Annotated in this window: 21 protein-coding genes; 19 read left to right on the forward strand and 2 right to left on the reverse strand. The window is 34.8% G+C overall.

The features are described 5' to 3' along the window. Window positions 1–112 precede the first annotated feature (112 nt). From C794_RS01570 to C794_RS01595, 6 genes are all read left to right on the forward strand, one after another. Window positions 113–730, forward strand: coding sequence for a class D sortase (locus C794_RS01570; RefSeq protein WP_017795385.1), 618 nt, complete (start codon window positions 113–115; stop codon window positions 728–730). 163 nt (window positions 731–893) lie between these two features. Beyond that, complete coding sequence (locus C794_RS01575; RefSeq protein ID WP_017795386.1) at window positions 894–1,781, forward strand: ROK family protein; 888 nt, start codon at window positions 894–896, stop codon at window positions 1,779–1,781. 94 nt (window positions 1,782–1,875) lie between these two features. After that, complete coding sequence (locus tag C794_RS01580) at window positions 1,876–2,382, forward strand: GNAT family N-acetyltransferase (protein WP_017795387.1); 507 nt, start codon at window positions 1,876–1,878, stop codon at window positions 2,380–2,382. 167 nt (window positions 2,383–2,549) lie between these two features. Continuing rightward, complete coding sequence (locus tag C794_RS01585; RefSeq protein WP_017795388.1) at window positions 2,550–3,125, forward strand: hypothetical protein; 576 nt, start codon at window positions 2,550–2,552, stop codon at window positions 3,123–3,125. Between the two features lie 73 nt (window positions 3,126–3,198). After that, window positions 3,199–3,780, forward strand: coding sequence for a histidine phosphatase family protein (locus tag C794_RS01590; protein ID WP_017795389.1), 582 nt, complete (start codon window positions 3,199–3,201; stop codon window positions 3,778–3,780). A gap of 280 nt (window positions 3,781–4,060) precedes the next feature. Continuing rightward, window positions 4,061–4,480, forward strand: coding sequence for a YwqH-like family protein (locus C794_RS01595; RefSeq protein ID WP_017795390.1), 420 nt, complete (start codon window positions 4,061–4,063; stop codon window positions 4,478–4,480). Between the two features lie 302 nt (window positions 4,481–4,782). On the opposite strand, the gene C794_RS01600 is transcribed toward C794_RS01595, so the two are convergent. Continuing rightward, a complete protein-coding gene (locus C794_RS01600; protein ID WP_017795391.1) occupies window positions 4,783–5,352 on the reverse strand; it encodes an LOG family protein in 570 nt (189 codons plus the stop codon). 183 nt (window positions 5,353–5,535) lie between these two features. On the opposite strand from C794_RS01600, the gene C794_RS01605 reads away from it, so the two are divergent. From C794_RS01605 to C794_RS01670, 13 genes are all read left to right on the forward strand, one after another. Then, window positions 5,536–5,988 (forward strand): GNAT family N-acetyltransferase, encoded by a 453-nt coding sequence (locus tag C794_RS01605; RefSeq protein ID WP_017795392.1) that lies wholly within the window; start codon window positions 5,536–5,538, stop codon window positions 5,986–5,988. 37 nt (window positions 5,989–6,025) lie between these two features. Further along, entirely contained in the window at window positions 6,026–6,346 is a 321-nt protein-coding gene (gene cutA, locus C794_RS01610) for a divalent cation tolerance protein CutA (protein WP_017795393.1), read from the forward strand. 285 nt (window positions 6,347–6,631) lie between these two features. Continuing rightward, the gene (locus C794_RS01615; RefSeq protein ID WP_017795394.1) at window positions 6,632–6,916 is read left to right on the forward strand and encodes a hypothetical protein; all 285 of its coding nucleotides are present in this window, start codon (window positions 6,632–6,634) and stop codon (window positions 6,914–6,916) included. Window positions 6,917–7,082: 166 nt separating this feature from the next. After that, a complete protein-coding gene (locus tag C794_RS01620; protein WP_017795395.1) occupies window positions 7,083–8,264 on the forward strand; it encodes a glycoside hydrolase family 43 protein in 1,182 nt (393 codons plus the stop codon). A gap of 107 nt (window positions 8,265–8,371) precedes the next feature. Continuing rightward, a complete protein-coding gene (locus C794_RS01625) occupies window positions 8,372–9,499 on the forward strand; it encodes a GntR family transcriptional regulator (protein ID WP_017795396.1) in 1,128 nt (375 codons plus the stop codon). Between the two features lie 208 nt (window positions 9,500–9,707). Beyond that, complete coding sequence (locus C794_RS01630; RefSeq protein ID WP_017795397.1) at window positions 9,708–11,042, forward strand: ABC transporter substrate-binding protein; 1,335 nt, start codon at window positions 9,708–9,710, stop codon at window positions 11,040–11,042. A 165-nt stretch (window positions 11,043–11,207) separates the two neighbouring features. Continuing rightward, complete coding sequence (arfA, locus tag C794_RS01635) at window positions 11,208–12,725, forward strand: arabinosylfuranosidase ArfA (RefSeq protein ID WP_017795398.1); 1,518 nt, start codon at window positions 11,208–11,210, stop codon at window positions 12,723–12,725. A 308-nt stretch (window positions 12,726–13,033) separates the two neighbouring features. After that, window positions 13,034–14,014, forward strand: coding sequence for a carbohydrate ABC transporter permease (locus C794_RS01640; protein ID WP_017795399.1), 981 nt, complete (start codon window positions 13,034–13,036; stop codon window positions 14,012–14,014). Between the two features lies 1 nt (window position 14,015). Further along, window positions 14,016–14,858, forward strand: coding sequence for a carbohydrate ABC transporter permease (locus C794_RS01645; protein ID WP_017795400.1), 843 nt, complete (start codon window positions 14,016–14,018; stop codon window positions 14,856–14,858). 18 nt (window positions 14,859–14,876) lie between these two features. Next, on the forward strand, window positions 14,877–15,509 hold the full coding sequence (locus C794_RS01650) for a YesL family protein (RefSeq protein WP_017795401.1): 633 nt from the start codon (window positions 14,877–14,879) through the stop codon (window positions 15,507–15,509). Window positions 15,510–15,535: 26 nt separating this feature from the next. Beyond that, entirely contained in the window at window positions 15,536–16,738 is a 1,203-nt protein-coding gene (locus C794_RS19595) for a sn-glycerol-1-phosphate dehydrogenase (RefSeq protein WP_017795402.1), read from the forward strand. After that, entirely contained in the window at window positions 16,728–16,982 is a 255-nt protein-coding gene (locus C794_RS20920) for a DUF6171 family protein (RefSeq protein WP_017795403.1), read from the forward strand. Before C794_RS19595 ends, C794_RS20920 begins: the two co-directional genes overlap by 11 nt. 307 nt (window positions 16,983–17,289) lie before the next feature. Then, window positions 17,290–19,020 (forward strand): amidase, encoded by a 1,731-nt coding sequence (locus C794_RS01670; RefSeq protein WP_017795404.1) that lies wholly within the window; start codon window positions 17,290–17,292, stop codon window positions 19,018–19,020. A 326-nt stretch (window positions 19,021–19,346) separates the two neighbouring features. Here C794_RS01670 and rsgA read toward each other — a convergent pair whose 3' ends face one another. Continuing rightward, window positions 19,347–20,402, reverse strand: a complete 1,056-nt coding sequence (gene rsgA, locus C794_RS01675; RefSeq protein WP_026133685.1) for a ribosome small subunit-dependent GTPase A — start codon at window positions 20,400–20,402, stop codon at window positions 19,347–19,349. Between the last annotated feature and the right edge of the window lie 276 nt (window positions 20,403–20,678).

Below are 20,678 nucleotides of genomic sequence, written 5' to 3' on the forward strand. Positions count from 1 at the left end.
AGGTAAATATTTTATTTAATCAAGAGATAAACACATATTGTGATCAAAGGTCATTTCCTATAATATATAGAATATACAGTCTTTAACGAATTCTTTTGTAGAGGGTGATCGGATGAAGCTCATTGGTAGACTGCTGTTAATAGTTGGAATAGTCATGGTTGCGGTAGCTGGATTTCATTTATATCAGACTGAAAAATCCCAAGATGAAGCTTTACTTGAAGCAGAAGAACGTATAAAGCAAGGCCTAACGGAAACTGAAGGGGAAACAGAAGGTTCTGCATCAGTTGATAAAAAGGAACCAATAGATTTTCAAACAGAAACTGGAGAAGCATTTGGGACTTTAGAAATTCCAAAACTAGAAAAAACACTACCGATTGTAGCTGGGACAGATCCAGATTCTTTAGATCGAGGAGTGGGACATTTAGATAATTCTATGTTGCCTAGTCAAGGAGAACAAATCGTCTTATCTGGTCATCGTGATACTGTATTTCGTAATTTTGATCAAATAGAAATAGGGGATCAATATATTGTCCACTTACCTTATGGATCGTACACATATGAAATTAAAGAGACAGAAATAGTTCCAGAGGATGACACATCCGTAATCAGACAAATGGGTGAAGAAGTTCTAGTCGTAACAACGTGTTATCCATTCCACTACGTAGGAAATGCACCGGAACGTTTTGTTACGTACGCTTATCCCGTAGAGATGCATGCAAATAGCGACTAATGAGCATTTTAGGTAGGCACTTGAATTGCTTGCTACGGACATAGATCACTAATCCGGTAAAGAAAGAACGATTTTTGATTCGTTTCACTCGTTCTGTGCTCTTTGATAGGAGAAGTCCTGCTGATGGAATTCTCACTTATTATATTGGGAAGGTGAGAAATATATGGAAAAATCTTTTCTATCTATTGATTTAGGGGGAACATATACAAAATATGGATTGGTTGATCAAAAGGGTAATGTAAGTAAAACATATAAGATAATAACACCAAAGGACTTGTCAGCATTATTAGAAGCAGCAAGAGTAATGGTAAATCAAAATCCAACCATCGATGGTATCGCTATTAGTGCTCCTGGAGCAGTTTCACATTCAGGGGTCATTCACGGAACGAGTGCAATACCATATATACATGGTCCAAACATTAAAAAATTAATGCAGCAATCTACTGATAAAAAAGTTTCAATTGAAAATGATGCAAATTGTGCTGCTCTAGCAGAAAGCTGGAAAGGTAATGCGCAAGAAGTACAAAATGCTATTGTTATTGTTGTAGGAACTGGAATAGGTGGGGCTTTTATTCATCAAGGAGTTGTTCAGCAAGGAAAGCATTTACATGCTGGTGAATTTGGTTATATGCTGCTAAAGCATGAAGGTCAATGGCATTCTTGGAGTGAGGTTGCCGCGATGTCTTCATTAAGAAAAGAAGTTGCTAGGCAAAAAAGTGTTCCGTACGAAAGTATATTCACTGGAGAGCAAATTTTTGAAATGGCTGCAAACGGGGATCCTGAATGTATACGTGCGATTAAACAGTTCTTTTATTACCTTGCAGTGGGAATTTATAATATCCAGCATATGTATGATCCTGATATAATTCTTTTTGGTGGGGGAATCAGCGCGAGAGAGAATTTCATAACTGAGTTATATCGTGAGTATGACGCCTTAACGGAAAATATGCATTTTGAAACGGTTCGACCAATACTAGATACGTGTTCTTTTAAACAACATGCGAATTTAGTTGGAGCAGTAAAGCATTTTCTACAATCAGAAAGAAATTAATCAAACGTTTAATTAAGTTGTATTATTCGTTTGAAAATAGAACTTTGCAATACATTATTTCAAGAGAAAAACTAAACAAAGGTAGGTCCACAGCATGAGTGAAAAATTAACATTTAGAAACGCCACTATAGAAGATTTACCAGAAATAGTTGCTATATATAATTCGACGATCGCAAGTAGAATGGTAACAGCGGATACAGAACCTGTCACCGTAGAAGATAGATATCATTGGTTTAGTGAACATGAATCTGAAAGACGACCTTTATTAGTAGCAGAATTGAATGGAGAAATCTGTGGGTGGATTAGTTTGGAGTCCTTCTACGGACGACCTGCTTATAATCATACTGCAGAGGTTAGTATATATATGAACAGTCGCTTTAGAGGAAAAGGATTGGGAAAGAAATTATTAAGCTATATTATAGAAAAAAGTCCTGTTTATGGAATCGAAATATTATTGGGATTCATATTTGCGCATAATGAGCCAAGCATTAAATTATTTGAGCACTTCGGGTTTGAACAATGGGCTCATCTACCGAGCGTTGCGAAACTGGATCGTGTGGATAGGGACGTTATTATATTTGGGAAAAGCTTAATAAAATAAGTAAGTAAAAGGATTAACTTGTGTAATCCTTTTTTCATGGAAAAAAATGCCTAAAATTCACTTTACAATAGGGGTTATTTGTTTTAATATTAATATTCTGATTTTATACCACATTATGGACGGGTGATTGAAAAGGAAATTGAGATACATAGATGAGGAGTTTTATAATGAGATTATTTCATGGAAAGCAAAAAGGGGTATTGTATTTGCTTGAGTGGGGAGTTGTGATTTTATTGTTGAGCTTCTTTATTATGAAGTGGTTTGATTACACACAATATCATTTTTCTGCAGATGCTGCTTTTGAAGAAGAACAAGATTTAAACTTTTACGGACCATCGAAGAAAGTTGAAAAAGTGGTTATTGATGATCGGGTATTTTACTTGAATACATATGATGATCAATTCTCTGTTGGAATATTAAAGAAAGATTTTGGACTTCTTTGGAAATATGAAAATTCCTTTTTTAGTATTAAAAGGGAAGATGAAGACCCTATAACCTACTTAAACGATGGATATATGGAAAATAATGATGTGTACTCTATTTACCTAGTAGGCGTTGTCAATGATCCGGATATTAAAAAGATACGAATACAGTTTAATGATGAAAAAACATTAGCTTATCCGATAAAAGATAGTGGTATGTTTGCGTTTTTCATTGAAGATAATCATGTTGGTTATGGTAATTGGGAGAAATTACTTGGAATAAATAAAAATGGTAAAGTGATTTATGAGAAAGCATTATAAGTTCATAGCCGTTCACGTATAACAAATGATAAAATAATTAGATAGATGGAAGATGAAGAAAAGAGGGTTTTCTATGACAGAAATATATTTAGTTAGGCATGGGGAAACGAATTGGAATAAGGAAGGAAGAGTACAAGGAAGAACGGACATTCCTCTAAATGAAACGGGAAGAATGCAAGCAAAACTTTGCTTTAACGGAGTGAAAGAATTTGAACCATCGATTCTAATTGCCAGCCCTTTACAACGAGCCAAAGTAACAGCTGAAATTCTAAATGAACAATGGGGTTTACCCATTATTGAAATGGAAGAATTTAAGGAACGGTCCTATGGTGATGCGGAAGGAATGACATTGGCGGATAGGGAACGATTCTTTCCTGATAAAGACATTCCGAATATGGAAAAATTGGAAGATGTAAAACAACGGGGGATTAAGGGAATACAAGAAGTATGTCAACGATTTCCAAATAAAAAAATCGTAATCGTAGCTCACGGAGCGTTAATCAATGCGATTCTATCGGTAATTTCTAAAGGAGAAATTGGAACTGGGAAAACACATTTAAACAATACGTGTATTAATAAGCTCACTTTCGTTGATAAAGTGTTTGTAATTAAAGATTATAATAACACGGATCATCTAATAACTGTGAATGATTAATTTAATAGTGAATTCATTTTAAAAATCCTGAGTAAGTATGTATGAGCTTATTCAGGATTTTTAATCTGTATGGAGTCGGCAGTAATACCATCGAAATGAAGTCTTAAAGTCTTAACTGGTACAAAAGTATGTTCTGCCTTGTTTTAGACAATATTTTCATAACAAAAACAGTACTATTTACCCTGCAAATGGAGAAGGTGTTTTATTATAATGATGCATATAAGTAGGAAAATAAAACCAATATAGAATAATAAATCGGGTATAAAGAGGTGGTAACACAATGGATGTATTTTCTATTAATGCAGAATTAAGCCGACTACAACATCGTATTTATTTAAATAATAACGACTTACAAGCAAAGCAAGAATATTTAGAGCGATTAAAGCGTACATTGCATAGCCTTGATTCCAAACGAGGGGACTTTCGTGGAAATAATCAATTATGTACGAAACCAGAATGTTCAAAGTCTACTTTTTTTGGGAATAATGCAGATACTGTTGAAGGGCTACGTGATAGTGACATCATTCCTAGTTATAAGGACATTACAGATAATCAGTTACATAGGAAGATTGATCAGATTGAAACTAAGATTAAGGAACTTGAAGGAGACATAAGTGCGCTAAATAGTTCTATTAATACCCTGGAATCAAGTAAGAGAAGTTTAATAGATAGGAGAAATGAAATGAGGAGATTATCATGAGTTAGGAAATCCAACTGAATTATAATTTAGTAGGTTTTTAGCGGTTCAGCGTACTAATGATTCTGTAGAAACGAACATAAACAGGAGAATTAATTGATGATACTATACTAAAAACCACGACATTATAAAATAATAATTTTTTTAATTGAGGATATAAAGGGTTATTACATGATAATTTAACAGTTACGCAGATGAATATCCAGTCTTTTGGACAAGCAGAAGAGCAGATGATTAAGGGCCGTTCCGGATATGGTAATAGAGACCCCTTCAAGACTTTGGTTTCGTTAGAAGGGGATTTATAGTCACCATTTTGAAATAGAGTTCATTTCAAAAGCTTCCATTTTTTCTATTAAAGATTTAGGATTTGGGTCGATAATAATTAAATCTAAGTATGATTTTTTCATAAATCCCTCTTTGACCGTGTTTTCCAACATGCTTATTAAAGGATCATAAAACCCATTTATATTTAGAAATCCACAAGGCTTTTTGTGGTAACCTAATTGTAGCCATGTAAAGACTTCAAACCATTCCTCGAGGGTTCCAGCACCTCCGGGTAATGCAATAAAACCATCTGCGAGTTCTGCCATCTTCGCTTTTCGTTCGTGCATATCAGCAACAGTATGTAATTCATTTATATCTTCATGAGCGATTTCAACATCTACCAGTTTTTGAGGAATAACCCCAATGACGTGACCGTGATAAGTAAGAGACGCATTTGCTAATTCTCCCATGCATCCTACTTTTGCACCGCCATAAATTAATTTTCGATTGGTTAATGCCAAGAACTTTCCCATGTCATTAGCTGCTTTTACATAGCTTTCGTTGGCTCCATTACTTGAACCACAGAAGATAGCAATATTATTTAAATTCATTGTTTTTCCCTCCTCCTTCACTAGCATTATAGTATATTTTAGAATTATTTCCACATTGTTCGAGGTGTTTTACTTTTTTAGAATTGAATCAGATGACAATTATGAAATTGACTCAACTAGTAAGCTTAGATATTTTTGTGTCATAATATAAGTATTATAAATTGCTAAAGTGAGGGATTTATTGTGAGAATTAGAAGTTATATGAAGAAAGATAAGGGGAGTTTTTTACGTTTATCTAATCGATTAACAAATGTGGATTTCCCCCAGTATAGAGATATGGAAGTTATGGAGATAAAACAAAAGCAACTTGCTTTGAAAAGTCTTGAGAATAATAAAGATAATATATTTATTGCTGAAGTTGAAGGAGAATGTATTGGTTTTATCGAAATGAAAGAAAAACAAGACTTCTTCTCCGATAAGATATATGCATATGTTGCCACGTTAGTCGTAGATGAACGGGCAGAAGGTAAAGGTGTTGCAAAACGATTGATGAAGCATGCAGAAGATTGGGCCGTGCAACGGGATATATCTGTGTTAACATTAGATGTATTTGCTTCAAATAATCGTGCGAGACAGTTTTATCAACATATGGATTTTGAAGAAGATGTTATTAAGATGACGAAAGAATTACCATGAAAATGAATTGCCTTTAGGATGAGAAGGAGAAAAACAGATGAATGTCGACTATGTAAAAGTAGAGGTATACTTACCAGAAGAATATGTAGAAACCATGAGGAATGAGTTAAATGACCATGGTTTTTTAACCGTCGGTAATTATGATCATATTATTTCCTATTCAAAGGTAAAAGGGTTTTGGAGACCGCTGGAATTTGCTACTCCTTTTGAGGGAGAGCACGGGAAAATAACTCATGGAACAGAGTGTAAAATGGAGTTTAGCTGTATGCGGGATCAAATTGAACAAGTCCGAAAGATAATCATTGATAATCATCCATATGAGGAGCCAATAATTTATTTTATACCTATTTTAGTATAATACGTAGTACAGAGAAAGGTGCTCAGGACGTAACTAGAATTTTTCAGCCAAAAGACGGATTATAATCACAATTAAGCGTAATCGATTTTCTGCGCGTGATGCAATGCTATCGAGGTCTTCCTTGTCCAGTAGGAGTGAAGCTCACCAGCCGCCTCTGATAAGCAGAGTATATTTATGAAGCGGGTTTTCAAAACCCATTCATTCGGATTTATTTTTTGTGTACATACTTTTGTCCTATCCACTCCTTTTTTTCTGAATATTCTTTTTTAAATAGGTGTTGAAAAGATGCAGAAAAAACAACTCCTTATTTTTATCTTCGTCTTTGGCTTATCGTTAACTACTGGTTGTATGCGAAATATGTGGTTGGATATAACGGTTTTTGTTGGTACTAAAAGGGAAAAAAGAAAGGTTTTCTCGTATAACTATTTAAATGAACAACATGAAAAAATAGATAAAATAATACAAATGGTAGTTATTGTACTAGCTCCGATAACATTACAACCAATTATAAATATACGTTGGCTGAGACTCCATTTTGGACAACAATTATTGTTGTTGGCATTTTATTGATTATCGCTTACATTATCTTTAATTCTTAAGCTCTCATTAACGCTGAGATAATACAATTTTTTCAGCTTTTTTACATGTATTCGTGTAAATTATAAAGAGAATAAATAAAAATCTAACTTGTACGAATAACTTTGGCTATGTATAATATCGATAAGGAGGTAATAATATGAAAATTAAAAATATTAACCCAGTCGAATTGGAGATAAATGATAGTAATGATGTGAAATCATCCATTCTTCCACGAAAAGTAGCCGTTGAATTAGAAGATAGTGTGGTTGGAGAAATCGGTGTTTCTTGGGGAGAGTTGAACAAAAAAGAGTTAAAAGAAACAGGAGAAACAGTTGTTTATGGTGAAGTACATGTAAATGATTACCCCAACCCTTTAATTGAACAACGAGCAGATCCCTATATATACAAACATGTAGATGGGTATTACTACTTTACAGCTTCATACCCATTATACGATCGTATCATATTGCGAAGATCGAAATCCATTCAAGGACTTACAGATGCGGAGGAAGTAGAAATTTGGCACAAACATGAAAAAGGAATTATGTCAGAACATATTTGGGCACCAGAAATTCATTTTATAGATAATCATTGGTATATTCACTTCGCAGCCGGTGACCGAGATGATATATGGGCTATACGACCGTATGTGATTGAGTGTACTGACAAAAACCCACTAGATGGAAGATGGGGGGAGAAGGGTCAAGTAAATACGAGTTTTCAAAGTTTCTCATTAGATGCGACAACGTTTGAGCACCAAGGAGAAAGATACCTCGTTTGGGCGCAAAAAGTTAAAGAAGATACAATATCAAACTTATATATTTCTAAAATGGATAATCCTTGGACTCTAAAGGGAGAGCAAGTACTTATAGCGACACCGGAATATGAATGGGAACAACAAGGGTTCTATGTGAATGAAGGACCAGCTTTTATAAGTAAAAATGGAAGGGTTTACATATCGTATTCCGCTAGTGCAACAGATGACCGTTATTGCATGGGATTACTCTATGCCGATGAAAATAGTGATCTATTAGACCCTCATTCATGGATGAAATCGTCAAATCCTGTAATGGAATCGAATCACCATGAATTTGGGCCAGGTCATAATAGTTTTACTGTAGATGATTTTGGAGGGGATGTACTTGTTTATCATGCTAGACCATATAAAGAAATAAACGGTAATCCACTTTATGATCATAATCGTCATGCTCGTGTACAGCAATTATTATGGAGAAAGGACGGTTTCCCATATTTTGCTTCCCCGGGTATGCGATTGGAAAATACTACGTTACAGGCTAAAGCTATCGTAAAAATAAAAAAAGAAGACGTGGTTACATGATGAGTTATCCACTATAATTTGAACGTATAAGTTTTTTGTTGTATTCTGATAGTTAATAACAATCAGAGTACAACTTTTATTTTGGATGAGCGAAAGGGGGAGTTTGATTGAAAACAAAATATAGTATGGTAAAAGAATATATTCTTTCAAAAATCTTAGACGGTACATTTAAACCCAATCAAAAGATTAGTTCAGAAAGTGAATATATGAAGCAATTTAATGTGAGTCGTCATACGGTTAGACTTGCGATTGGAGATTTAGTTAGTCAAGGATATTTATACAGAGAACAAGGGGCAGGTACTTTTTGTGCGGATCGCAAGAATATAATGAATTCAGCATCAGTGGTAAATCAAAAAAACATTGCTATAATGACAACGTATATTTCTGATTATATTTTCCCGTCCATAATTAGAGGAGCTGAATCGGTCCTTAGTCAACAAGGTTATCAGGTAAGCTTGTTTAGTACGAATAACGATCATGAAAAAGAGAAGCAATTTTTACAACAAATCCTAACTCAACATTTCGACGGAGTAATAATTGAACCAACTAGAAGTTCGATATCCAATCCTAATATAAATTATTATTTAAGTTTGGAGAAATCGCAAATACCATATATTATGATTAATTCATATTATGATGAGCTGGAACCACTAAGTCTTACGATGGATGATGAAGCAGGTGGTTATAAACAAACCGAACACCTAATTAACTTAGGTCATAAGAATATCATTGGATTGTTTAAAACAGATGATATTCAAGGAAATAAACGGATGAAAGGTTATTTAAAAGCTCATAGAAAAAATAATTTAACTATTGACCCAACAAACATAATAACGTATTTTACAAATGAAAAAGGAACAAAACCATTAAAAGAACTAAGTAGGTTACTAGATAATTCAACGGAGGAAAGACCTACTGCAATTGTTTGTTATAATGATGAACTTGCAATCAAATTACTTGATGTTCTTAGAGAAAGAAATATATCAGTACCCCATGATATGTCGATCGTAGGATACGACGATTCATTCTTAGCTAAAGTTTCAGAAGTGAAATTGACTACAATTGCTCATCCGTTAAGTGAGATGGGATCAAAAGCAGCTGAAATGATATTGAGTTTGGTAAAAGGTAATAAACCATTAACAAGAAAAAATGAATCGATTGTATATGAGCCAGAATTAATTATAAGAAATTCAACGATTTCCATTAATAATCAAGAAGAAGAGATGCCTATATAAAGGCATCTTTTTTACTTATGCGTATAAGTTGTAAATATAATTCAAGTAAGTTATTGACTAATTTTTGTTAAAGTGCTAATATTTACACAATAAACAACTTATCAGTCTAACTAGAATTCATACGTACATTTAAGGTGTATATCTTTCTTAATAAGGGGGATAGAGTTAATTAGATAAATTGTAAGCGCTTAATAAAAGGAGGGTTAAAATGAAAAAGTTTTATTTACTTATTTTATTAATTATTTCCACCCTATTAGTTGCATGTGGTGGTGGCGGTGATGAAGAAGCACAGGCTGATGAAACTAGTGTTATTGGTGATGATATTGAAGGAGCTACAGAATTAACCTATTGGACATTTGCGACACAACATGTCGATTTATTTGAAGAATCTGCTAAAAGATGGAATGAAGAAAATCCGGATAATCCTATTAAATTAGTTGCAGAGGCTTATCCATTTGATCAAATGCATAATAATCTTTTACTGTCTTTACAATCAGGAAAAGGCGCACCAGATATTGTTGATATTGAGCTTGGTAGATTTGCAAATTACTTACAAGGTGAACCTCAATTAGAATCAATGAATGAGTATGTTGAACCTATAATCAATCAAGTGGTAGACTCACGTTTTGAAATTTATGCAAAAGATGGAGAGTATTATGGTATCCCAACGCATGTGGGAGCAACAGTGATGTATTACAATACTGAAATTATGGATGAAGCTGGTGTAGATATTGATTCTATTAAAACTTGGGACGATTTTGTAAATGCTGGTAAAGAAGTTGTCGCGAATACAGATTCAGTTATGTGGAATGTCAGCACAACGGATTGGTTAATGGACTACTGGCCAATGATTTCCCAACAGGATACGGATATGTTTGATGAAAACGGCAATCTAATCATGGATAGCCAGACACATATTGATACATTACAATTCTTACAAGATGTCATTTATGAACATGAAATAGCAGAGTTAACTCCTGGTGGTATGAACCAATCTGAAGAATTCTACGGATACATGTCGGAAGGAAAATCAGCAAGTATATTAGCTCCTATTTGGTATATGGGACGTTTTCTTGATAATATGCCGGAATTGGAAGGTAAGATTGCAATTAGACCAATGCCTGCATGGGAAGAAGGTGGAGATCGTTCTGCTGGAATGGGGGGAACTGGGACTGTAGTTACGAACCAAACCGAAGAGGTAGAACTTGCTAAAGAGTTTTTAGCATACACAAAATTATCTGAGGAAGGTAGTCAAGATCTTTGGACGGTACTTGGATTTGATCCTCCGAGATGGGATGTATGGGAAAGCGAAGCGGTGAGAGAAAATAATAAATATTATCAATATTTTGGGGATAACATATTCGATGTATTGTTAGATGTACGAGAGGAGATCAATGTATTAAATATTACAGAATATACTCCAGATGTAGTAACGGAGTATAATACAAACGTGGCGGAGAATGTTTTAAGGCAACAAGCACAAACGCCGGAAGAAGCGCTTAAACAAGCTTCCGAGACGATTAAGTCTAGTATGAATGAATAAACTTAAGAAGAGTAGGATGGTCATACCTGCTCTTCTTTTATGTAAAATAACAAAAATATTGAATTATAAGAAAAATGATGTATAATAACCATATTGCAACTTATACGTACAAATTAATAACTGCAAATGAAACCGTATACAAATATGGATTGAGGAGAGTGACATATGGTAAATCAATGGAAAGCGAAAATGTTATTGGATAAAAACTATAAAATTGGAGTGATTGATAAAAGAATCTATGGTTCATTTATCGAACATCTTGGTAGAGCGGTATACGGTGGGATTTACGAACCTAATCATCCAGAAGCTGATGAGCAGGGATTTCGAAAAGATGTTATTAATCTTGTAAAAGAATTACAAGTTCCGATTGTTCGCTATCCTGGTGGAAATATGGTTTCTGGTTATCATTGGGAGGATGGAATTGGTAATGCGAGTGACCGACCTAGACGACTCGAATTAGCCTGGAGAACAATTGAAACAAATGAAGTAGGTACAAATGAATTTATGGATTGGTCAAAAAAAGTACATGCTGATGTGATGATGGCAGTTAACCTTGGTACTAGAGGAATCGATGCAGCCCGTAATTTAATTGAGTATACAAACCATTCGCATGGAACTTACTGGAGTGATTTAAGGAGATCACATGGCTACGAAAATCCGCATAATATAAAAACTTGGTGTCTCGGAAATGAAATGGATGGGCCATGGCAAGTAGGGCATAAAACGGCAGTTGAATATGGAAGAATTGCACAAGAAACAGGTAAGGCAATGAAGCTTGTAGATTCATCAATCGAATTAGTTGCCTGTGGTAGCTCAAATACGGATATGCCAACTTTTCCTGAGTATGAAGCAACTGTATTAGATTTAGCTTATGACGAAGTAGATTATATCTCGCTTCATCAATACTATGGAAACAAGTCTGATGATACCCCTAACTATTTAGCAAAAAGTATGGATATGGACCACTTTATTCAGACAGTTATATCTACATGTGATTATATCAAAGCGAAAAAAAGAAGTAAGAAAAAAATCATGTTGAGTTTTGATGAATGGAATGTTTGGTACCATTCCAATGAAGCAGACCAAAAGGTAGAACCATGGAGTGTTGCTCCTCCTTTATTAGAAGATATTTACAATTTTGAAGATGCTTTATTAGTTGGAAGTATGTTGATTACACTTTTAAAACATGCAGATAGAGTGAAGATGGCATGTATGGCTCAACTCGTAAATGTTATTGCACCTATTATGACAGACAATCAAGGTTCTTCATGGAGACAATCTATTTTTTACCCATACAAACATGTTTCTGTGTTTGGGAGAGGTATCTCCTTACACTCAATAATAGATTCTCCTAAATATGATAGTAAGGACTTTGCAGATGTCCCTTATATAGATAGCGCAGTTGTATATAACGAAGAAAAGGAAGAGCTTACTATTTTTGCTGTGAATAAACATCTAGAAGAAAATATAGTACTAGATGTCGATATACGTAGCTTTCAAGGTTACGAGTTAATAGAACATATCGTTCTTGAAAATAATGATTTAAAAGCGACGAATACCGTTCATCGTTCAAATGTTGTCCCTCATAACCAAGGGGAATCTGTTATAGAAGATGGAGAATTGCAAATTCAATGTACATCGGCATCATGGAATGTTATTCGGTTAAGAAAGAATCATGAATAACGAAATTGAATTGAAAATGAGTCAATTTCATAATTGCCAATTATTATTAAAAAAAAGAATAATTAGTAGTTATATATTATTGATCGGAATATAGGAACAACTTGATTTTGATTGGAATGGAAGGCGGCGACTCCTGGTCAGAACAGGGAGTTTGAAGATTCTCTCAGAAATTGTGTTCTTCTTTTACAAGTAAGCTAAAACCCAGTGTCTTCGGAAAGCGTCGTCTGCAATGGAGATCAAACAGCATCACATTCGAATTTCATATAAATTATCTTATTATGAAATTGGTTCAAATAGGAGGGAATAAAATGGAGTCAATGTCAAATTCTGAAGAACTCTCGCATCAAAAACCTGGATCTATTCAGAAAGGCAAACCACCAAAACCAAAAAAGCCAAACAATAAATTTCTCAATTTTATTAATTCGAGAAAAGTTGTACCATATTTATTTGTTTCGCCATTCATATTGTCTTTCTTGGTGTTAACGTTATATCCAGCAATACAAGGGATAACAATGAGTTTTCAGCAAATCCTCCCTGGACAAAATACATTTATTGGTTTTTCTAATTATGAACGATTGTTCAATCCAGTATTTTTCAAAGCACTTTCTAATACATCACTTTATGTATTATTTACTGTGTTGATTCTAACAGTATTACCATTGTTTTTAGCAGTGTTTTTAGATTCAAAATTTGTGAAGTTTAAGACTCTTTTCCGTGCCTCTCTATTTATACCTGCATTAACATCGACGATTGTCGGCGGTATGATTTTTCGGTTAATGTTTGGTGAACAGGATACAGCTGTGGCAAATCAAATTATTAATTTTCTTGGATTTGAGACCATGAATTGGAGGTTTACAGCTTGGTCGGCTATTTTCTTAATGGTTATTTTAGCATCTTGGCGCTGGATAGGGGTTAATATTTTATATTTTCTTGCCGCCTTACAAAATATTCCACGAGAGTTATATGAAGCAGCTGAAATCGACGGTGCATCGAAATGGCAAAAACTTCGATTTATTACTGTTCCGCAATTAAAACCGATAATTATTTTTGTTAGTTCGATTACGATTATTAACGGATTTAGAATGTTTGAAGAGAGTTTTGTATTTTGGGAAGCTGGTTCGCCTGGAAATATAGGCCTATCGGTTGTTGGTTACATCTATCAAGAGGGAATCCGTCAAAATGATATGGGGTTCGGAGCGGCAATAGGAGTAGTTTTAATGTTGATAATTGCTGTTGTAAGTATGATTTACTTGATTGCAACAGGGGCCTTTAAGAAGGGGGATCAGTAAAATGGTAGAAAAAAGAAAGAATACAATACTTACATGGATAGGCACAATTAGTTTTACTATTATATCCCTTATAGCGTTATTCCCAATTATTAGTTTGATTATATCATCGTTTCGTCCATCTTCAGAATTAATGCGACAAGGAATATCTTTTAAAATCAATTTGAGTGAATTAAGTCTCGATAATTATACTTATTTATTTACTCAAGCAGGCGAATATTGGGCATGGTATGGAAATAGCTTGGTTATCTCAGCTTTGACCATCATTCTTTCATTATTCTTTTCTTCAATGGTTGGATATGCATTAGCAGTATATGATTTTAAAGGAAAAAATTTATTCTTTGTCTTAGTTTTATTAATACTTATGATACCTTTTGAAATTTTGATGCTACCTCTCTATCAGCTTATGATAAATACACAATTAATTGATACTTATTTTGCGGTTATATTACCAATGGTGGTGGCTCCAGTTGCTGTATTCTTCTTTAGACAATATGCGTTAGGATTACCAGTACAGTTAATGGATGCAGCTCGAATTGACGGAAGCACCGAATATGGCATTTTCTTTAAAATAATGTTGCCTTTAATGGGTCCTTCCTTAGCAGCAATGGCAATTCTGCAAGGTTTATCAAGCTGGAATAACTTTTTATGGCCGTTATTGGTACTCAGATCTAACGATATGTTTACGCTTCCTTTAGGATTAGCTACTTTACTTACACCATATGGAAATAATTATGACGTACTTATTGTTGGATCAGTCTTAACAATTATACCAATTGTAATTTTGTTTATTTTCTTCCAACGTTATTTTATTGCAGGATTAACGACCGGTGGAGTAAAAGGTTAAAGACAAAGGTGGAGATATATGATGTACTCTGGTGGTTTGATACATTCAATCGATCGAATTTTTGTTTGGATTTCTAAAGCAGCGTTACTCCAGCTAATCTGGTTATGGTATACCATTGCTGGATTAATAGTTTTGGGTATATTCCCTGCGACGATTGCTGCCTTAGGAATAGCTAGAAAATGGCTGCAAGGAAATGACGATATTCCGATTTGGAAGACATTCAAACAAATATATGTTGATGAGTTTAAAAAATCAAATGTATTAGGATGGGTGCTACTTACGGTAGGAATAGTTCTATATTTAAATTTCAAAGTCATAGAGAGTTATCCAATGAATTTGCCAATAGTAGTACCATTTTCATTTTATTTGATTATACTTTTTTATTTTATCGTATTTGTTTGGTCCTTTCCGCTGTTAACACACTATAATACTTCTGTTTTAAAACTGTTGAAGATTGCTTTTATTATCGGAATCTCAAAAATTCATGTTTCTCTATTGATTATGATTAGTTTATTTTCCGTTGTATATGTTTCATTGCAATTTCCTGCATTTTTATTTTTGTTCTTTTCTAGTTTAATTGCAGTAGTGTGGATTTGGTTCTCCTTACGTGTTTTTAAGAAGATGGATAAAGAACAAACGAATGAGATGTAACGATTTAAAACTATTGGAGGGATAGTATGGTAAGCTTAGAAAAAATCAATATTCTTGCTCAAAATTTAAATTTGGAACATGTCGAATTACCGTCTATTTTTCTTGGTCAAGGAGTAATAAAGGAAATAACGGAGTATTTAAAACAAAAAGAGTTCCAACATATTACGATTGTTGTAGATAACAATACGTATGAAGCTGCAGGTAATAGAATTAAATCAAATGTAATAAATGAAGGAATTGAAGTCAATGTAGTGGTTCTGACAGACAATGAACATCAACAAGTTATTGCTGATGAACAAACGTTGGTGGAACTTTTTACAAAAACATCAGTGTATACGGATGTGTATATTGCTGTTGGATCCGGTACTATTCATGATATTACTCGTTTTTGTGCTTACTATATGAAACTGCCATTTATATCCGTGCCGACTGCTGCATCTGTCGATGGATTCACATCGAAAGGGGCACCTGTCATCTTGAAAGGAGTGAAGAAAACACTTCAAACTTCCTCACCGATAGCAGTTTTTGCAGATACAAACATTTTAGCAAACTCTCCAAAAGAACTTACAGCAGCAGGATTTGGGGATATGATTGCAAAATATACATCGCTGATAGATTGGAAGATTTCAGCATGGATAGCAAATGAACCATATAATCAACAGGCTGCAGATATTACAAAAGCTTCTTTACAACTTTGTGTAGATCACCGTGAAGAAATCGCGGACCGGAGCAGTTATGGATTGGAAATCCTAATGAAAGCATTAATTGAATCTGGATTAGTTATGCTATTATTGAATTATTCTCGACCAGCTTCCGGAGCTGAACATCATCTGTCTCATTATTGGGAAATGTCCTTATTAGAAAAAGATAAAAAACAACTATTACATGGAGCAAAGGTTGGGGTCGCTAGTACGATTATTATCAATGAATATAAGAATGAATTGGCAACAAAAAGTTTCGATTCATTTATTGGAACAACTTTTGAACAACAACTAAAGCAACATTGGCCAGAGATAATGACTCTAATAGATAAGCTACCTTCAGTAAAAGAAGTAGCTGAGATGTTATCACTTGTTCATGGACCTTCAACGGTTGAAGAATTAGGATTAGAGAAAGAGTTAGTACTAGAAAGTCTACAGAATGCGCACACGTTGCGAGAGAGATGTACAGGTCTCTTTCTATTAAATACATTATCAACTCATAATCGGATAATAGGTTATGAGTTGTAAAGGCTGCAATAGGAAAACTGACTTTTCCTCAATTCAAGTGGATGAACTTGTAAAAGAACAGCTTGCTTTGGAAGAGGATTTAGTTGATGACGCAATATTTGAACATAGACTAGACAAGTGTAATCAATGTACAGCCTTGCTCAATCAAACCACTTGCAGTTATTGTGGTTGCTTTGTAAAGTTTAGAGCGCGATTAGCTTATAAAACATGTCCCTATCCATCTGGAGGAAAGTGGGATATCTGATGTTAGGTTTGGGAGGAATAGAGATGGAAAAACCTCTTATAATTGCGATATCTTCTGTTTCAGGCCAAAACGTATTTAGTTAACAGAACAGTATCAATTATTGACATAGGAAAGAAGTTATCTAAATTTATTTGATAGCTTCTTTTTGTGTATTATAACTCATGAGTAAAAATAAGAATTCGTTCTATTAGCTTATTTTTTCCATTTTATGTAAGGAAATCTGACAAACTCCTAGATATCTATTTGGATAAAGATATGATTTTAGTAGAATCATTCTTTCAAAATAGATTTACAGGAGGCGGAAACCATGAGAATTAAAGCAATGATGAACAACACTGTAGCGATCTTTGTACTTTCATTTACACTACTGATAGGAGTTGCCTTTACTCCTACTGTTTTCGCAGAAGAACAATTCAGCCTTGAAGAGATTACTGTTAAGGAGTTAAAGCAGGGCTATCAAGATGGTGATTTTACAGTAGAAGAAGTAGTAGCGGCATATCTAGAAAAAATTGAACAATATGAGAATACGTACAATGCATTCACATTTATGAATGAAGATGCATTAGAACAAGCAAAAGAAATGGACCAACGAATACAGAGCGGGGAAGCTGAAGGCGAACTTGCAGGGGTACCAATTGTAATAAAAGAAGCAGTAGATGTAGCTGGTTTTCCTTCCACTTTTGGATGGGAAGGTTTTAGTAAAGCGAATGGGGGCGTTGAAATTATGCCGGAGGTGGACGCACCTATTGTACAGGAGTTAAAAGAAGCTGGAGCTATTATTTTAGGTAAGACAAATATTCCTGCATTTAGTGCTTCTGGAACAAATGCTAGTTCAAGTTGGGCAGGAGATACTTATAACGCTGTTAATCCTAAATTTGCACCGGGTGGAAGTAGTTCGGGTACAGCAACAGCGATTTCTGGTAACTTCGCAGTTCTAGGTATTGCTGAAGAAACTGGTGGATCGATTCAAAATCCAGCAGCCGCTCAAGGTATTGTAGGGGTGAAACCGACGTTTGGTTTGGTTACTAGTGCTGGTACAACACCTTTAGCAGCTAATACTAGGGATGTATTAGGTCCACATGCTAGAACAGTGGAAGATGCTGCAGCGATGTTGGATGTGATTGCTGGGCAAAATGACCAGGATGAAAATACAGAGCAAGCGGTTATTCCAGAAGAGGGTTACTCAAGCAGTCTTGATGCTTCAAGTTTAGAAGGAAAGCGTCTAGGAGTTTATGGTGACGGTTGGCGTGATGAAGAACTTTCTAAAGAGACTCAAGAGATGTATGATCGTGAAATCAAAGAGTTAGAAGCACAAGGAGCAGAGATTGTCGAAGACCCATTTGCTAATTCGGGATTTAAGGAGTTTGTGGAAGAGTCAGGAAATATCGGATACGATGCACTAGTAAGTGATATGCAAAGCTATTTGGATCGTATGGACCTAGACGGGAATATGCCCACAATATCAGAAATATTTAATCAAGTAGAAGAAGTCCCTTGGGCGGAAGGTGGCCCTCTGAATCACTTTAAAGAAGAGCGCGGAATTAATTTTGAAGAGGATTTAAAAGACCCTTACGAAGTACCAGACCAAAATGAATTTGAAGAGGTTAGAAATAAGTATATCGAAATAATAGATCAAGTTATGGAGGAAAACGATTTGGACGGTTTCGTTTATCCTCAAATGTCACAAGAAACACCTCTTTTGCATGATGAAGAGGGAAGCATTGAAGCAACAACAGTATCAGAAATTAACATAAGTGGGTTACCACTTGTGACAGTTCCTGCAGGTTACTATGAAAGTGGATCACCATTTGCATTAGCATTCTTCGGTAAACAATGGAGTGAAGCAGAATTATTAGCTATGGCGTATGATTATGAGCAAGCTACGCAACACCGTGAAGCACCTGCACTACAAGAAGGTGAAGAACTGCCTCAAACTGCTACAAATAACTTAAATTATGTTATGTTCGGAGCAATGATTATCGTAGTGGGTGTTATATTACTCACAAGCAAAAGAATAGCTATAAGAAGAGCGAACTAAGTAGCTGTTACTAAGACTAGGGATGAGAGAAGAGATTAATTTATAGATAAAGTGAACTTGATTCAGGAAGAATCCTGTGCGCAATATGTGGAGTAGGCTTTTGAAAAGTGTAACAAAAATATACCCCACTCATCACTAGGAAAGTTGGCGAGACCCTATGCAATTATAGAAGGGGTTGGCCCAATCGAATTTTAAGAGAGATTATGTCTAGCGGTTGTCATACCTGTTTCAAATGGATTAAAACCGTATAGCAAATCCTAAGTTATTAGGATAGCTATACGGTTTCCCGTCTTTAATGGGGCATCACCACGGAATAAAGTTTCATTTTATCTTTTCTTTTTATGCTGCATGCTGATTTTCTTCCACTTCTTTTTTTCTTCAGAAGCTAATTTTGCATTTTGTTTTCGTTCGATATAAGCTAACTCACGTTGTAACTTAAGATAACTATTCCAACGCCCTTCATCAAGATCACCCGTTTGCAAAGCTTCTTTAACTGCGCAGCTTGGCTCCGTATCATGTTTGCAGTCTGTAAATCTACATTCAGCTATCAAATTATTAATATCTGAGAAAGTATGGCTTAATGTATCGCCATCTTCTGTCCATAATTGTAATTCTCGCATTCCGGGAGTATCAATAATTACCCCGCCAGTTGGTAAGATAAATAATTCTCGATGTGTAGTGGTATGCCTACCGCGTTTATCATCTTCTCTAACAGATCCCGTCTTTAGAACTTTTTCCGTCAAAAGTGCATTAATAAGTGTAGATTTCCCAGCGCCTGAACTTCCAATTAAGACGACAGAATCATCCTCGTGAATATTGGCCAAAATGTTTTCCTTGCCTTCTTCAGTAGTCGCATTCCATTTGAATATTGGAATACCAAAAGCAATACTGTCAGCATGTTCAATGTTTGTATCAATATCGCTGGCGAGGTCTACTTTCGAAAATATAATACATGGTGAGGCTCCGCTCTCCCAAACAGCAGTTAAATAACGTTCTAATTTCCGTTCATTTAATTTTTCATCCGCACTAATGACAATAAATACTTTTGTAACATTACTAGCAACGATTTGTGCGTCTGTCTTCAAGCCAGCAACCTTTCGTACAATACTACTAAATCTAGGTAGCACTTTATCAATAATTACGATATCATTAGAGTCTTTTTCTTGTAAGGTCACCCAATCTCCAACTGCTGGATAATCTTCTCTAGAGATAGCTTCATGTCGCAATTTTCCTTTTATTACTGCGGGTTTGGAACCATTTATCGTCTGTAAGATGTATCGTTCTTTTTGTTCCGTTACTACACGAGCTAATAGATCCATTTGTCCGTTATAATTGATTTCTTCTCGATATGCATATTTTTGTTGAAATTCGTTCAAGTTCATTTCCTCCTAGTGTTTTGTTGACATAAAAAAATTCGGATAGGCACTCGCCAACCGAATAAGACAAAACACTAGAATAAACATGTATAAACAATTACATGTTAATGGGCGTCCGGCGTATAGGTAGGCAAGTGCATAAGAAAAATACGATAATTTACATTTATCATTTTCATCACACATCACCTTCCTCCACATTATTTTCATTCATCATACAACAATTTCGGAATAATGTAAAGAAAATATAGAAAAATTAGGCGATTATACTGATTTTTCATGGTA

It is taken from the genome of Oceanobacillus kimchii X50, from assembly GCF_000340475.1.
Taxonomy (GTDB): Bacteria; Bacillota; Bacilli; order Bacillales; family Amphibacillaceae; genus Oceanobacillus; species Oceanobacillus kimchii.

Excerpts from the sequence above, each read along its gene's own strand:
- C794_RS01620 (WP_017795395.1), top strand. The coding sequence starts at position 7,083 with ATGAAAATTAAAAATATTAACCCAGTCGAATTGGAGATAAATGATAGT.
- C794_RS20920 (WP_017795403.1), top strand. The coding sequence starts at position 16,728 with ATGAGTTGTAAAGGCTGCAATAGGAAAACTGACTTTTCCTCAATTCAA.
- C794_RS01630 (WP_017795397.1), top strand. The coding sequence starts at position 9,708 with ATGAAAAAGTTTTATTTACTTATTTTATTAATTATTTCCACCCTATTA.
- rsgA (WP_026133685.1), bottom strand. The coding sequence starts at position 20,402 with ATGAACTTGAACGAATTTCAACAAAAATATGCATATCGAGAAGAAATC.
- C794_RS01580 (WP_017795387.1), top strand. The coding sequence starts at position 1,876 with ATGAGTGAAAAATTAACATTTAGAAACGCCACTATAGAAGATTTACCA.
- C794_RS01590 (WP_017795389.1), top strand. The coding sequence starts at position 3,199 with ATGACAGAAATATATTTAGTTAGGCATGGGGAAACGAATTGGAATAAG.
- C794_RS01585 (WP_017795388.1), top strand. The coding sequence starts at position 2,550 with ATGAGATTATTTCATGGAAAGCAAAAAGGGGTATTGTATTTGCTTGAG.
- C794_RS01575 (WP_017795386.1), top strand. The coding sequence starts at position 894 with ATGGAAAAATCTTTTCTATCTATTGATTTAGGGGGAACATATACAAAA.
- arfA (WP_017795398.1), top strand. The coding sequence starts at position 11,208 with ATGGTAAATCAATGGAAAGCGAAAATGTTATTGGATAAAAACTATAAA.
- C794_RS01595 (WP_017795390.1), top strand. The coding sequence starts at position 4,061 with ATGGATGTATTTTCTATTAATGCAGAATTAAGCCGACTACAACATCGT.
- C794_RS01640 (WP_017795399.1), top strand. The coding sequence starts at position 13,034 with ATGGAGTCAATGTCAAATTCTGAAGAACTCTCGCATCAAAAACCTGGA.
- C794_RS01650 (WP_017795401.1), top strand. The coding sequence starts at position 14,877 with ATGATGTACTCTGGTGGTTTGATACATTCAATCGATCGAATTTTTGTT.
- cutA (WP_017795393.1), top strand. The coding sequence starts at position 6,026 with ATGAATGTCGACTATGTAAAAGTAGAGGTATACTTACCAGAAGAATAT.
- C794_RS01600 (WP_017795391.1), bottom strand. The coding sequence starts at position 5,352 with ATGAATTTAAATAATATTGCTATCTTCTGTGGTTCAAGTAATGGAGCC.
- C794_RS19595 (WP_017795402.1), top strand. The coding sequence starts at position 15,536 with ATGGTAAGCTTAGAAAAAATCAATATTCTTGCTCAAAATTTAAATTTG.
- C794_RS01615 (WP_017795394.1), top strand. The coding sequence starts at position 6,632 with ATGCAGAAAAAACAACTCCTTATTTTTATCTTCGTCTTTGGCTTATCG.
- C794_RS01670 (WP_017795404.1), top strand. The coding sequence starts at position 17,290 with ATGAGAATTAAAGCAATGATGAACAACACTGTAGCGATCTTTGTACTT.
- C794_RS01570 (WP_017795385.1), top strand. The coding sequence starts at position 113 with ATGAAGCTCATTGGTAGACTGCTGTTAATAGTTGGAATAGTCATGGTT.
- C794_RS01645 (WP_017795400.1), top strand. The coding sequence starts at position 14,016 with ATGGTAGAAAAAAGAAAGAATACAATACTTACATGGATAGGCACAATT.